This window comes from Armatimonadota bacterium (assembly GCA_017993055.1).
In the GTDB taxonomy this organism is placed as follows: Bacteria; Armatimonadota; UBA5829; order DTJY01; family DTJY01; genus JAGONM01.
Map to the genome: position 1 here is coordinate 61,544 of JAGONM010000011.1, position 14,178 is coordinate 75,721.

Genomic DNA, 14,178 nt, shown 5'->3' on the forward strand with positions numbered 1-14,178 from the left:
CCGCCGGCGCGGCGCGTCGCGAACTGCTGGCCGTCGCGCTGATACTGCTCGCGGCCGCCGCCCTCCGCGTCGTCTATCTTATCCAGTACAAGGAGAACGTGCCTTTCTACGGTTTTCCGGTCGTGGACTCCCGGTACTATGACATCTGGGCCCAGCGGATCGCGGCCGGACAGGGTTCCGGTGACAAGCCGTTCTACATGGCGCCCCTGTATCCTTACGTCCTCGCGCTGATCTATAAGATCGCGGGGCACAGGCTAGCGGTCGTGTACATCCTTCAACACATTCTGGGGTTGGCGAGTCTCGCGGCGGTCTACGCCCTCGCGCGGCGGTCGTTTGGACATGCGGCCGGCATTGTCGCGATGGCGCTCATGACCGTCTACGCGCCCCTGGTATTCCTCGAGAGCAAACTGCTCACGGAGACCCTCGCCGTCTTCCTGAACCTGATCTCGCTGGTGCTTCTTCTGCGGGCGCTCGACCGTCCGGCCCCGCTTCGCTTCGGCTTCGCCGGACTGACGCTGGGACTGAGCGCGGTGTGTCGCCCGAACGCTCTGCTGACTGCGGCGCTCCTTTTGGCGTGGCTCCTGTTCCTGTGGCACAAGAGTGGCGAACTCCGACGAAGCGTGGCGGCGCACATGACGCCTCTGATCCTCGGAATCGCGCTTGCCGTCCTTCCGGTCACTGTCAGAAACTATGTCGCAAGCGGGGATGGTGTTCTCCTGACGACGAACGGCGGCATGGTTCTCGCACAGGGGAATCATGCCTCGGCGAACGGAATCTTCTCCGCCTTGCCCGGATTCTCCGGCTCCATAGCCGAACAACAGGCCGACGAGATAAGGAGAGCGTCCGAGGCCCTCGGTAGGCCGGTCAAGGCTTCGGAAGCGTCGCGCTACTGGGCGCGGCAGGCGGTTGGGTGGGCCGTCAGCCACCCTGCGGACTACGCCCTGCTGACGGCAAAGAAACTCCTCTGGGCGCTTCACAATCGGGAAGCGCGCTGCAACTACAACATCTATCTCGAGCGGTCCATGGTACCGGCGCTCGAGCTGTTCTTCCTGCCGTTCTCGGCGCTGATTGGCCTCGCGGCGGCCGGAATCGTCTTTGCATTCGCGGGTCGCGCTCCCGCCGGGCCGGCGAATCGGATTGGAGTGTGGGCTGTCCTTCTCTATATGCTGTCCTGCCTCGCGACGCTGCTGGTCTTCTCCGTCAGCTCGCGATTCCGCGTGCCCGCGGTGCCGGCGCTCGCAGTATTCGCCGGCTTCGGCGCCGTTCGGCTCGTCGGGTGTATCAGAGACGACAGTCCAATGGACCTGGTGGTGCCGCTCTCCTGCGGGATAGCGGTCATGCTGGTCTCGCTCGTCCCGTATCCGATTCCCGCGCTCTCGGCGGCGTCATACGGCAACCTCGGCTTCAGCTACGTGAACGCAGGAAAAGCGGACGAAGCCGTCGTTCAACTCGAGAAGGCTCTGCAGTCGAATCCTCGCCAAGTCTTCGCCCTAGTCAACATGGGCAGGGCGCTTGCACTGCAGAAGCGGTTTGGCGAGGCCGAGCAGTGCTATCGGAGGGCTCTGCACGAGGATCCCGGGAACCGCGAAGCGCACTACTACCTCGGCTATGCGCTGGCGAGTCAGAACCGGCTCGACGAGGCGGTGCAGCAGTACAAGGAAGCCGTCCGCCTGGACCCGCACTATGCCGACGCGTACTTCAACCTCGGAGTGATCTACGACTCGTGGCAGCGGTACGACGACGCAATAGCGTCATATCGTACGGCGGTCAAGATCAACCCCGCCTACGCAGATGCGCATCACAACCTCGCCGTGGACCTCTACGAAACGGAACGTTACGCGGAGGCCTGGAAGCACGTCCGTCTCTGCCGCGAGCACGGCGGCACCCCTCATCCGGGTTTCGTTCGTGCTCTCTCCGAGGAAATGCCGGAGGTGAAGTGAGCGGCAAGCGGCTCGTCATCCTCATATTGGCCGCGCTCATCCTCCTGACTTTCGCCGCGTTCTGGGGGGTGCTAGGCAGCGAGTTCCTGAGCTTCGACGATGACGTCTACGTCACCGCGAACCGTTGGGTGAATGCGGGCCTTACCCCGGCGGGCATCAAGTGGGCGTTCACTGCATTCCATTCAGCCAACTGGCATCCGCTCACGTGGTTGAGCCACATGCTCGACTGCCAGGTTTACGGGCTTGATCCCCTCGGCCACCACCTGGGCAATCTCATCCTGCACGTGATCTCGACGGTTCTGCTGTTCCTGCTGGTCTTCCGCATGACCGGTTTCGCATGGAGAAGCGCCTTCGTGGCCGCCCTGTTCGCCGTCCACCCTCTCCACGTCGAATCGGTGGCGTGGATCGCGGAGCGCAAGGATGTTCTGAGCGCCGTGTTCTGGCTGCTCACGATGCATGCGTACGTAAGCTATGCCGCGCACGGTCGCCGCGCCGCGTATGTCGGGGCCTTGATCGCTTTCGCTCTCGGCTTGATGGCGAAGCCGATGCTCGTCTCGCTTCCCATCGTGCTGTTGCTCGTTGACTACTGGCCGCTTGGACGGTTCGGTTTTGGGTCGGCGGTCGACTTTCAGGCCGCTCGGCGGCTCATCTGGGAGAAGGTTCCCTTCCTTATTCTCTCGGCGGCGTCGTGCGTGGTGACGTTCGCCGCGCAATCCTCGGGCGGAGCGGTGGTGGCGGCCGAGGTGGTCCCCTTCGGTGTTCGGGGCGCGAATGCGGTGGTTGCCTACACGGCGTATGTCCTGAAGATGCTCTGGCCCGCGGGACTGGCGGCGATGTACCCTCACCCCTTTGATTCGATTCCCGCTTGGCAGGTGGTCGCGTCGGCGCTCTTCCTGTCGGCCGTCACCCTGCTCGCGTTGAGAGCGGCTGGGAGTCGCCCGTATTTGGCGGTTGGCTGGTTCTGGTACATACTCACCCTGCTCCCGGTCATAGGCTTGGTGCAGGTGGGCATGCAGTCCATGGCGGACAGGTATACCTACCTGCCTCTGATCGGTCTGTTCCTCGCGGTCACGTGGGGCGCGGCGGGTGCGGCGGTCCGACTCGGTCCGGCTCCTCGCACGGCCCCGATACTTGCCTCGCTCGCCGTCATGGTCGTCCTCGCCTGCACTCTTGGAACTTGGCGGCAGGTCGGTTACTGGAAGGACAGCGAGACCCTCTTCAAGCGCGCGCTGGCCGTCACGGAGAGGAACGGGCTTGCCGAGACGAACCTGAGCATCGCGCTCATCAATCGGGGCCGGTACGAAGAGGCGATCCGCCACGCCCGGGCCGCCGTCGAGATCAAGCCTAGGGCTCGGTCCTATGATGCCCTGGGTGTCGCGCTGGTCCGTCTCGGCAGGCTGGACGAAGCGGCCGAGCAGTATGAGAGAGCCCTGCGCTTCAGGCCGGTCTATCCGATGAGCCTGTACAACCTGGGTTGCGTGCGCTTTGCTGAGGGCCGCTATCAAGATGCGGCGGGGTTGTTCCGTCGGGCCGCCTCTCTTCAGCCCGACAGCGCCGACACCCACTACTATCTCGCCCGCTCGCTCGCCGAGTTGGCCGACGCCGACGGGGCGATCCGCAGCTATCGAACCGCCGTGGGGCTTGATCCGCGTCACTACCTTGCGAGGTTCAACCTGGGCGTTATGCTGAATCAGAGGGGTGAGCACCAGGAGGCCCTGAGCCTGTTCGAGGAGGTGGTTCGCATCAAGCCGGACTACGCCGTGGCGCATCACAACATCGGCAGCGCGCTCGATTCGCTCGGCCGGACGGACGAGGCGATGCGGGCCTATCGAGAGGCCGTCCGCCTCCGGCCCGACCTCGGCGAGGCTCACAACAACCTCGCGGTTGACCTCTTCGAAGCCGGCCGATACGAAGAGGCGTGGAAGGAGGTCCGGCTTGCCGAGCGTTGCGGTGTGCGGCCTCACCCGGAGTTCCTCGAGGCCTTGGAGGCAAAGGGCGGCGGGCGCTAGAAGGACTGGCGCCCGCCGCTCGCAGTTCTCGCTCTCTACCCGACCGGCTCCCTGTGGAAGTTGTACAGGAACTCCAGCACCTGGTGGTATGTGTCGAATCGCAGAAGTTCGATGCCGAAGACCGAAGCGCCTATCGCCGCCGGGACCGCGTCGCCGCCGCCCGATCCGAGCGCTATCGTCCGAACGAGCGCGTGTGAGGCGATCACCGCGATCGCCAGGCCGCACATCCCGCCGAGCACCGGATCGAAGACGCCGGCGGTCACGAGCGTGATGTCGTACAGGAGCTTCCCGAGGTACAGCAGGACCGCGGCGAGCGCCGCGAAGCATATCGCGTACACAGCCGCCTGATTCATGTACGGGTCCGCGCTGAGATGAACGGCCCGGGCGAGAGGCCGGTTCAGTTCGAACGCCGCCCTCAGGGCCACCAGCGCCGCCGCCGTGTCGAAAAGCGCCCGCCCGAAGCCGCGCTTCGCTTCAAGCGCCCCGATTCCTATGAAGATGACCGCGATCGAAACGTCAATCCAGTTGAACAATGCGCATCACCTGCCTGACTCCCTATCTCCTGAACTCGATGGACGCATATCCGACCACCTGAGAGTAGTCGCCGCTGATGTCGCCGGACGTGCCGTACGCCAGCTTCACGGCCGTCTGCGCCCCCATCAGTCTGCACGCGGCTATCCCCGCCGCCGTCGGAGCCGCACCGCACATCGAGATGTCCATCTCACGCACCGTCCGCAGCAGCCCCTCCTCATCCATTTCCAGGATGTGCCCGATCGCCAGTGAGTCCCTGGCCTCCGCCGACTCCCGGCTCTCGTAGTGGCTGAAGTCCGTGCTCGCGATGACTACGGCGTTTCGTCCCGCGACCGCCTCCGTCGCCGCCGCTCCGATGTCTCTCGCCGCGTGGAGCGCGACCGGTTCGCGCACCGATAGGGACATTACCACCGGCACGATCCGAATCTTCGCGCCGTAGAGGTACTGAAGGAAGGGCACCTGTACCTCGAGCGAGTGCTCGATCCGGTGAGCAAGCTCGTTCTCGCTCGCATAGCCGGAGAGGGCCGCTATGCGCTTCGCGGCCTCCGCATCCACCTCGACGTCGCCCAGCGGCGTGCGCCAGGCTGGCGTAATGCCCACAGACACCGGGTCTCCGTAGCCTCGATGGTTGACGCCGAGCAGGACTGCCAACTCCGGCTGGCCGTCCTCCGCCAGGCGGAGATACCCGTGCGCGGCGGTAGGGCCGGAGTAGATCAGCCCGGCGTGCGGGCTCACCAGGCCGACGATATCTCGCGCGCCTGAGAGGCTAGACTCCGGAAGCCGCCCGGGACCGAACGGCGAGAGAAAACAGCGCTCGATCTCCGCGCGCAGATCGTCCGCGTTCGCCTCATAGAACATCCCTGCGACCGCCGGCTTGCGAATCGTCACTCCATTACCGTCCCGCATATGCGTTTCTCCCTTATCCATGTTTTTCCACACCGGCGAGGAGATTCTCCAATCATCCGCCTCGCGGCGCGGTCCCTGGGCTGTCGAGCCGCCCTTCAGCATCTTACCCGTCGGACGGCTTGGTCAAATACGCCGATACGCGCCGCGCGCCGGAATCCCGGCATTTCTACCAGTTTTGGGTCGAGAGCATTGACAGAAACGGGTTTTGGGTGTACTATTCAGAGTGTAACAGAATCGTCACATTTGCACCCTGAGAAACCTCTGTCGAGTCGGACGGCGTAGAGAGAGCCGAGACTGGTAAAAATACCTGATTTTGCGTCAGAGGCTTGACAGGCCGGCTTCCCGGGGGTATACTCCAAGATGGAAGCGGAATAGCGACGATTCTCTTTGACAATCCCATAGTTTTCGTTTTCTACGACGAGAGGCTCGGGTCCGCAGAATGGGTCCGCGTCAGAGCCTGTTCGAAAGAACCGGACCGCTCGTTGCAGATGGGTCCCGGGCTTTCCGCCTCGGCGGATATGCTCTAAACGAGGGCCATTAGATGCGGTCGGCCAGTGTGGAGTTTTACCTAACCACCGGCCAGAGCGCATCCTAGCCACGCTCAGAAGCCACGAAGGGAGGTGACATAGTGAAGAAGGTTCTTGCAATCACCCTGATGCTGTTGCTCTTGGCGACAGCTGCTATGGCTGCGGAAAACAACTGGCGTATCACCCTGAAGGCCGATAACGGCGCTGGGATGAACGGTACGTCGGGGATTCAGGTCGGCGTGTATCCGACATCCCTGGACGGCTACGATGCCCAGGACGGTGCCGTAGCCGGTTCCGTTGGTGCTGATACTCCGGGCACTACCATTCAGACTCTTACCAGGCTTCCTGGAGAGACGGTACTGCGCTCGAAGAACATCCAGGCTCCGACCCTGCCGGCCCCGCCGAAGGTCTGGGACGTGTTCGTTGCTGGCAACATCAACAACATAGACAGCACGATCCGGATCCTGGCGAACACGATCAACGCGTCGACTCTTCCGACCCCCACGTTCGGCATCTACCCTGTGAAGTACTACATGGTGATGGTGGACAACAAGGGAGTGGAAGGCGCTCCCGCGAACGGTACCATCTGGGATATCCCCATTCCGGCGGCTGCCCAGTCTGCATCGTTCTGGAGCGTCAACCTGCCGGCAGTCAAGATCTCGGTCAAGGATAACGACCACGTGATCTTGGAGGGTTACAAGCTGCAGTTCGTCCAGGAAGCTGTCATTCCTGAGCCGAGCAGCCTGCTCGCCCTTGGCGCCGGCCTTATGGGTCTCGTCGGTTTCGCAACGAGGCGCCGCAGATAAGGTAGAATCCGAGAAGTACGGCTGTTGTAAGACCGAATTCTTGGTGCACAATCGGGCCGCCGGGTCATAGGATTCGGCGGCCTTTTTCCTCTGATGCACGGGTCGGTCTGAGGCCGTTCACTCTTCGAGTTCCTTGAAATCTGACGCAGGACATGTTTGACATCTTCACAGGAGGCCTCACTTCCTGTTGAAATGAACCAGGGGCTGCGATTCTGTCCCGCCCCCCAGCAGAGCCGTCTACGTACGGCGCAGACCCGCAGCCGACCATCCACCGCTCCACGCGGTCCGGCGGTGTCTCTCACTGCTGGGGCGCATGGGGACATCACTCTCTCTGAAAGGGGGATTTGCTTAAATGCGCAAAGCTGCAATCGGCATTCTACTCATCGCGCTGATTACGGCGTTGGCGGTCTCCGCGCAGGCGGCGGTCGAACTGTACGAGGTCAAGGCCTCGCAGTACGTGCCGGCCTTCATTGACTACAAGCTCAACTGCGTGGCCGACGTCACTATTCAGATCCTGCCGTCCGATGCGGGCGGCACTCCCACGGGCGCGGCGGTCCGAACCGTCACCTTCACCGGCCAGGCCAAGGGCTTCCACAGGTACATCTGGCTGGCCGACAGGGACATCCCGGGCGACGCCCCGCAGGGCTACTATGTGGCTGAGGTTTCCGCTTCCGCTAACCAGGCTCAGTGGGAGCCCATCGTGGGCGTCTTCACCAACCAGGAGCCGTTCACCGAGCACGGCTGGAACCCGCTCCCGACCGTCGGCGATGTGGAAGGCTTCTACGACATCGCGATGAACACCAACGTGAACAGCCCGTACTACGGCCGTATCTACGCCACGCATAAGATCCAGAAGGATATCTTCATGTACGGCCCGGACGGCCAGTATCTCGGCAAGTTCGACGACTCCACAGTAACGTGGCAGGGCAGCGCGCCCTGGAACGTGGTCGTGGCCGGCGACGACTATGTCTACGTGAGTGACCGATCGAGCATGGATATCTACTGCTTCACGCCGACCGGCACGCTCGTGTCGCAGACTACCGGCACGAACTACCGCGGCATGTTCGCCCGCACTATGGGCGACGGGACCACCTGGTTGTACTTCACCGGTTCTGCGTCCGGCACGTACCGCAAGTCGGTCTCTGCGAACCATCAGACCTACAGCGGCATGACGCTCTGCTACAACACGGGCGGCGGCGACGGTTGGGATGCGTACGGCCTGTGGGTGTCGCCTTCCACCAAGACCTCCTATGCCGCGTGCCTTCAGGGTCCGAACTCGGGCCTTACGAAGTGGGTTGACGACGACGTCAACGGCACCTACATCAAGGACAACTGGGTCAGCAACGTCTCCAGGGCCACCGACGTCGAGTTGGTTGACGCCGCCACAGACTTCCTGTGGGTGACGCGCATGGACCAGAACGCTCTCGCTGACGCTACGACCACCACCAACTATGATGAGAGCACGCCGGCGGTCTACAAGGTGGACCCGACCACCGCTCAGAGCGACGGCGTCGCTCGCAAGATCATCACATGGGGCCATCTTGCCACCGCCGACCGGGTGGGCAACCTGGTCTCCACCTTCGGCAAGTCCACATCCTCGTGGGCGCAGTATTACTGGGCCGTCTTCGCCGATGCCGGGGCCAGCACCGCCGGACCGAAGCGGACGACCGCCTTCTACCTCGGCGCGACTCCCGCCCCGGTCGTAGTCCCGGGCACCGCCGTGTGGACAGCGGATAATACGATCGCGGCCGACGACTTTGACACGGCCTCCGTGTCGTTCAAGGTCATGGACGTGAATGGCTGGGCGGACATCACGAGCTGCACCCTCGACCTGAGGCCGATCGGCTACGCGCAGAACACCGCGTGCACGCTGAGCCAGGACCTCTCGGATCCGACGGGCAAGACCGCGATCGCGACGAAGACCGGCATCAAGGCCAAGGTCGGCACCCGCTGCACGACCAGCTTCGGCCAGCCGGTGCACTACCTGACGGCTACCCCGGTTGACGCGGCCATGGGAAGCAACGCCGACCCCGAGGAGGTCAAGCTCCAGGTGACCGGCGACCCGTACTTCGACTCCTACATCAGGCACAGCCTGATAACGAGCTGGTACATCTCCGGAGCGCAGATCAAGGCGGTCGGCGGAGGAATCCCCGGCGCTACCGATCCGCGCGCGGTCGGCCCGTTCACCTACTACTCGGCTCCGAGCGACACCAGTGGATACGCGCAGATTGACCTCTCCGCGGGCTCCTTCGCGGTTACTGCCGAGAAGCTCGGTTTCGGGAGCACCGCTGCGGTCAATATCAGCGTTCCGTATATGGGCTACACGACCGACCTCTACCTGAGGCCTCTCACCATCGCTGAGGCGAGAGCCACGATGAACGGCACGAAGGTCAACGTCCAGGGCGTCTGCTTCGCCCAGCCCGTGGGCGTGGCCCCGACCGCGGCGAACGGCCTCGCCAACAGGACTGATACTCTGGTGCAGCGCAGCCAGTGGTACGTCTGCGATGCGAACAGCCCCGCTAACGGCCTGGTATTCATGAAGTCGGCCATGACGGATCCCTTCCCGTTCTCGTGGGATGATGTGGACGCGCAGGACTTCCTGGGCAACAGTCTCTACATAGGGAAGCGCCCGGCTGTCGGCGAGACCATCATGATAACCGGCATCCTCGATGCCCCTGGCGGGCACGAGCGCAGGGTGATGATCCAGAACGCCGACATCGAGTCAGGCATGGCGGCCGTTCCGATTGCGGTTGACCGCACGTACTGGAATCGCGGCAACCTCGGCGGTCTGCCCGGTACTCCGGCGAGCAAGACTATCGCCCAGATCTATCATCCCATGACCACGAGCGCGAAGGATGAGTGGGGTCAGTTCGTCGAGATCACGGGAGCGACGGTTGTCGGCATCCACGCCGACGGCCTCCCGAACCCGAACCCTCAGGACCCGGCCTACACGTTCCCTCCGTATTTCACGGTGGCAAACGCCGCCGGCGACAGTTGTGAGGTCGTGCTCGAGACTCCCACCTCGCTGGCTGCAACCACGTGGACGAGCACGGTTACCCTTGGCAAGACGTTCACCGTCAAGGGCGCCGGCGGACGCAGGACGAGATACGGCAACGGTTGTATCCGCATCCGCAGCCTCGCCGACCTGACGCAGACCGCCGCCGCCCCCGCGGCCCCGGGTCCGCTCGGTGTGGTCCGCACCGCCAATGACGGCGCTGCCGTAAACGTGAGCGGTATCGTGACCGCCAAGATCGGCTCGTCGCTCTGGATCGAAGCCGCCGACAGAAGCATCGGCATCCGCGTGAAGAGCAACCCAGCCTACGTGGCGGTTGGCGACAACCTCCAGGTTCTGGGAACGCTCGGCACGGAGAATGGTGAGAGAGTCATCACTCCGACGGCGGTCCTGATCCCGCTCAGTTCCGGCAACACCATCGCCGCCTTCGACATTCGATCGAGGGAGATCGGTGGAGCCGCGAGCGGCACGACCCCCGGCGTCATCACCGGGCGTGGCGCGCTGAACGTCGGCCTGAAGGTCCACTTCCTCGGCATGGTGACCGGGATCGACCCGGCTGCGACCCCCGCATGGTACTACCTGTGGGACGGCGCGAACAGATCCGATATGCCCGTCAGCGATTCCAACGCTCAGGGCTTCATCGGCGTCCGCGTCGAGGCAGCCCCGCCTGCAGGCGTGGCTCCCTGGACAGACTGGGTCGAAGTGACCGGCGTTGTCCGTGCTAGCACCAGCATCACCACGGGCGCCGTGCCGACGCTCGCCCCGATCACCGCGGCCAAGGTGACTACCTTCAACACCGTCACCGCTGCGTCGGGCACCGCCCTGACAGCCGGTTGGAACCTGGTCGGCCTGCCGACCGCGCCAGCCGCCGTCAGCGACGGCGACGAGTGGTCTGCCAAGGCGTGGGAGCCGTACATGGTTCTCAGCCCGACCCAGGATCCGTTCGACATTGACGGGCGGATGTACAGATGGGAGAACTGCTCCGGTTCTCTCTACAACTGGGACTACTGGACGGAGGTCGGCTCGCACGGCCCGTTCGGCGGCGCTCTGCTGGGCGACGGCTACTGGATGCAGCTCGATGGTCCGTGGGCCGTTAGCTACAGCGGCAAGGCGAGCACGCTCGACCAGTGGATCGGCGTCTGCAACACCGGATGGATGATCATCGGACATCCGAAGGCGCACAACACGTACATGGCCGATCTGAAGGTCCATGACGGCGGCGCGGTGTACAGTATGACCGACGCAGTGCTGACCAACAGCTGGATAGACTGCGTAGGCTACTGGTGGGACAACCAGGTACAGAGCCTGATAGACGTCGGCATACCTGACTGCTGGGGCTCCACGGACACTCTGCTGCCGTGGCATGGCTACTGGCTGCAGGCATACGAGAAGGATCTCGCTCTGATCGTTCCTGAGGCCCCCGCAGCTCCGTAACGCGGAACTCTCCGCAGAACGGTAGACAACCGATACGGCCCACCTTCGGGTGGGCCGTATCTTTTGCGGCCCCGATTCCCCTCATCTCGAACCCGAAAAACACGGAATTCCTCCTCTCTCGGTATTGCCTATTCGAAAACGCTCGTGTATAATGTGCGAGGTGACGCTCATGGAGTCCGACCTCGAGAAGATAGATGCCATCCGAGCTCGCTTCAAGGTAGGCTACGCAGAGGCCGCCCAGTCGCTGTCCTCCGCGGAAGGCGATGTCGTCAATGCCCTGGTCTCTCTGGAAAAGAAGGGTGGAGTTCAGGCGAATCTAGTGGCCATCGGGATGGAGATGGTTGACGAGGCCCAGCGCATCATCTCGGGCGCGCCGGTCAAGCGGCTTAGAATCAGATACGGCGACCGGACTGTCACGGATACCCCCATTGCGTTGACTGCGGCTGCCACTCTCGCTATAGGCGTGATGGCGGTGCTCATCAGCAAGCTGGTGATACAGTTGGAGAGAGGCGAGGAAGGGGCTGTCAGGTGAGTCAATCACAGCAAGATCTGCCGTCAGCGTCCGTCGGAACGAGCATGTTTCGGTTCGTCCGACATGAGAAATACCGCGAACTCCTCGATGCCCAGGTCGTGAGATGCGCTCAGAGAGGGGCCGAAGACGCCGCCGAGCACCTGCTCTACAAGTATCGAAACCTGGTTCGAAACAAAGTCCGCTCCTACTTCCTTGTCGGCGCGGAAAAGGAAGACCTGCTCCAGGTCGGCATGATCGGCCTCTGGCAGGCGATAGTGGACTACCGCGCGGACAAGGCGATATCGTTCCCCGCCTTCGCCCGGATATGCATTCAGCGCCACATTATCACTGCCATAAAGACCGCCACCCGCCAGAAGCAGATTCCGCTGAATACCTCGCTGTCGCTCGAATCTCCGCCGGACGACTCCTGCTCGGAATGGACTCTGGCTGACATATTGACCTCGGAGGAGACGGTTGACCCTGAGGAACTGTTGCTCAGGCGGGAAGACTCGGATCTTCTTCAGGGCATGCTCCAGCAGGTGCTGAGCGACTTCGAGTGGCGCGTGCTCTCCGGCTACAAGGTCGGCAAGTCTTACCGCGAGATCGCTACCGATCTCCAGTGCAAGACCAAGTCGGTGGACAACGCGCTGGCCCGCATCAAGCGCAAGGTATCCAACACGACCTTCGACATGCTCGACGTGTAGGCAGGCGTCCTCGCTCGGATTTCACCGATGCGCCTGGCCGCTCTGCATACGGGTATCCACAGGAGCCGACCGCATTGCTCAACAACTACCGCCGCATCCTTCGCGAGATCCTGGAGACCGGGCTCATGACCGTCGTGGTCTTCGCCTTTCTGATCACCTTCGTCATCCAGGGGTTCAGAGTATTCGGCAGCTGCATGGAGCCGAACCTTCGCACCGGGGAGCGGCTCATCGGCAACAAGTTCGTCTATCGTTTCGGAGACCCCGGACGGGGCGATGTGGTCGTGTTCCGGTTCCCGCCCGAGCCGAAGAAAGTCTTCATCAAGCGAATTGTCGCCCTCCCCGGCGAAACCGTGGAGATACGCCAGGGGACGGTGTTCGTCAACGGGGAAGCGCTCGCGGAGCCCTATGTTCGCAAGGCCGCCCACGGGGACTTCCCCCCGCAGAGGGTGCCCGAGGGTAACGTCTTCGTGCTCGGAGATAACCGCGACGTCAGCAACGACAGCAGGTTCTGGGGCGATCTGCCGGTCAAGAACATCCAGGCCAAGGCGTGGCTGCGGTACTGGCCGGTTGCCAGGATGGGCGTGTTCGGCTCGTCCGCAAGATGACTGTCTCCACAGGCTGTTCCGGGACGCGCGCATGACCAGCATGGGAGTTCGTCAGCAGCAGGAAGATCTCGAACGGCGCATCCTCTCCGGGCGCGCCGCCCTCAGCGCCGATTCGCGAGGAAGGCGTCAGCCGGAGGACAAGTGCCCCATCCGCACCGAGTTCCAGCGCGATCGCGACCGCATCGTCCACTCGAAGGCCTTCAGACGCCTCAAGCACAAGACCCAGGTCTTCATAGACCCGGACGAGGACCACTATCGCACGCGTCTGACACACACCCTCGAGGTTGCCCAGATAGCCCGCACGATCTCTCGCGCGCTGAGGCTCAACGAGGACCTTACCGAGGCGGTCGCCCTGGGTCACGATCTCGGCCACACTCCCTTCGGCCATGCGGGGGAGCGGGCGCTCGATCAGGTATGCCGGGAGTATCTCCCGGGCAGTTCCTTCAGCCACAGCGAGCAGAGCCTTCGGGTCGTGGACTTCATTGAGCGGGACGGCCAGGGCCTCAACCTCACTTGGGAGGTGCGCAACGGAGTTCTGCACCATTCGAAGGGTAGCGGCGATATCGGGCTTGACGGTTCGGACGGCAACGAGACTCTGGAGGGCAAAGTCGTGCGAATCTCGGACCGGATCGCGTACATCAATCATGACATAGACGACTCGGTCCGCGCGGGAGTGCTCCGGGAGGAAGACCTGCCGGCCGACTGTGTAGCGGTCCTCGGAAACCGGCATTCTGAGCGCATCTCCGCCATGGTCGCCGACATCATCGGCAACAGCATGGACAAGCCCGAACTCTGCATGAGTCCTCGCGTCTCCGAGGCGATGGACCGGCTGAAGGACTTCCTGTTCGAAAGGGTGTATGCTCTCGACAGCCGTCAGGCGGCCGAGTTGGCCAAGGCCGAGCGGCTCGTCAAGGAGTTGTTCCGGCACTACGTCTCCCACCCGGAACTGCTGCCTGGCTGGAGGGCGGACGAACTCGGCGATGCCGACGGCCGGGCCCGCGTTGCTCGCGACTTTATCGCCGGCATGACCGATCGCTATGCCGAAATGCGCTACCTCGACTACTTCGTGCCGGAGCCGCGCTCGGAGTACTGAGATGCAGTTCAAGCGGTGGGCCGCGCACCCGCAAAAAGCATCGAGAGGCCATTTGCAGAAGCGTGTTGCTGTGATATAATAGGACTGGACGCGCGACAT

Annotated in this window: 10 protein-coding genes; 8 read left to right on the forward strand and 2 right to left on the reverse strand. The window is 63.1% G+C overall.

The window, feature by feature from the left end; all coding sequences use genetic code 11:
- The coding region (locus KBC96_06410) for a tetratricopeptide repeat protein (GenBank protein MBP6964021.1) at window positions 1–1,940 on the forward strand (1,940 nt) is incomplete at its 5' end.
- Window positions 1,937–3,949: a tetratricopeptide repeat protein gene (locus KBC96_06415; GenBank protein ID MBP6964022.1), complete on the forward strand. Its 2,013-nt coding sequence runs from the start codon at window positions 1,937–1,939 to the stop codon at window positions 3,947–3,949. The genes KBC96_06410 and KBC96_06415, both read left to right, overlap by 4 nt.
- 35 nt (window positions 3,950–3,984) lie before the next feature.
- On the opposite strand, the gene KBC96_06420 is transcribed toward KBC96_06415, so the two are convergent.
- Window positions 3,985–4,482, reverse strand: a complete 498-nt coding sequence (locus tag KBC96_06420) for a CvpA family protein (protein MBP6964023.1) — start codon at window positions 4,480–4,482, stop codon at window positions 3,985–3,987.
- Between the two features lie 22 nt (window positions 4,483–4,504).
- Window positions 4,505–5,386, reverse strand: coding sequence for an AmmeMemoRadiSam system protein B (amrB, locus tag KBC96_06425; protein ID MBP6964024.1), 882 nt, complete (start codon window positions 5,384–5,386; stop codon window positions 4,505–4,507).
- A 628-nt stretch (window positions 5,387–6,014) separates the two neighbouring features.
- Between amrB and KBC96_06430 the strand changes: the two genes are divergently transcribed.
- The 6 genes from KBC96_06430 to KBC96_06455 all read left to right on the forward strand — a co-directional run bounded on the left by KBC96_06430 (window position 6,015) and on the right by KBC96_06455 (window position 14,079).
- On the forward strand, window positions 6,015–6,719 hold the full coding sequence (locus KBC96_06430) for a PEP-CTERM sorting domain-containing protein (GenBank protein MBP6964025.1): 705 nt from the start codon (window positions 6,015–6,017) through the stop codon (window positions 6,717–6,719).
- A 352-nt stretch (window positions 6,720–7,071) separates the two neighbouring features.
- Window positions 7,072–11,166 carry a hypothetical protein gene (locus KBC96_06435; protein MBP6964026.1) on the forward strand — a complete coding sequence of 1,365 codons (4,095 nt, stop codon included), beginning with the start codon at window positions 7,072–7,074 and terminating at the stop codon, window positions 11,164–11,166.
- A 169-nt stretch (window positions 11,167–11,335) separates the two neighbouring features.
- Window positions 11,336–11,698 (forward strand): hypothetical protein, encoded by a 363-nt coding sequence (locus tag KBC96_06440; protein MBP6964027.1) that lies wholly within the window; start codon window positions 11,336–11,338, stop codon window positions 11,696–11,698.
- A 44-nt stretch (window positions 11,699–11,742) separates the two neighbouring features.
- On the forward strand, window positions 11,743–12,381 hold the full coding sequence (gene sigH, locus KBC96_06445) for an RNA polymerase sporulation sigma factor SigH (GenBank protein ID MBP6964028.1): 639 nt from the start codon (window positions 11,743–11,745) through the stop codon (window positions 12,379–12,381).
- Window positions 12,382–12,455: 74 nt separating this feature from the next.
- Window positions 12,456–12,986, forward strand: coding sequence for a signal peptidase I (gene lepB, locus KBC96_06450; protein ID MBP6964029.1), 531 nt, complete (start codon window positions 12,456–12,458; stop codon window positions 12,984–12,986).
- 40 nt (window positions 12,987–13,026) lie between these two features.
- On the forward strand, window positions 13,027–14,079 hold the full coding sequence (locus tag KBC96_06455) for a deoxyguanosinetriphosphate triphosphohydrolase (protein MBP6964030.1): 1,053 nt from the start codon (window positions 13,027–13,029) through the stop codon (window positions 14,077–14,079).
- The last annotated feature ends 99 nt before the right edge of the window (window positions 14,080–14,178 follow it).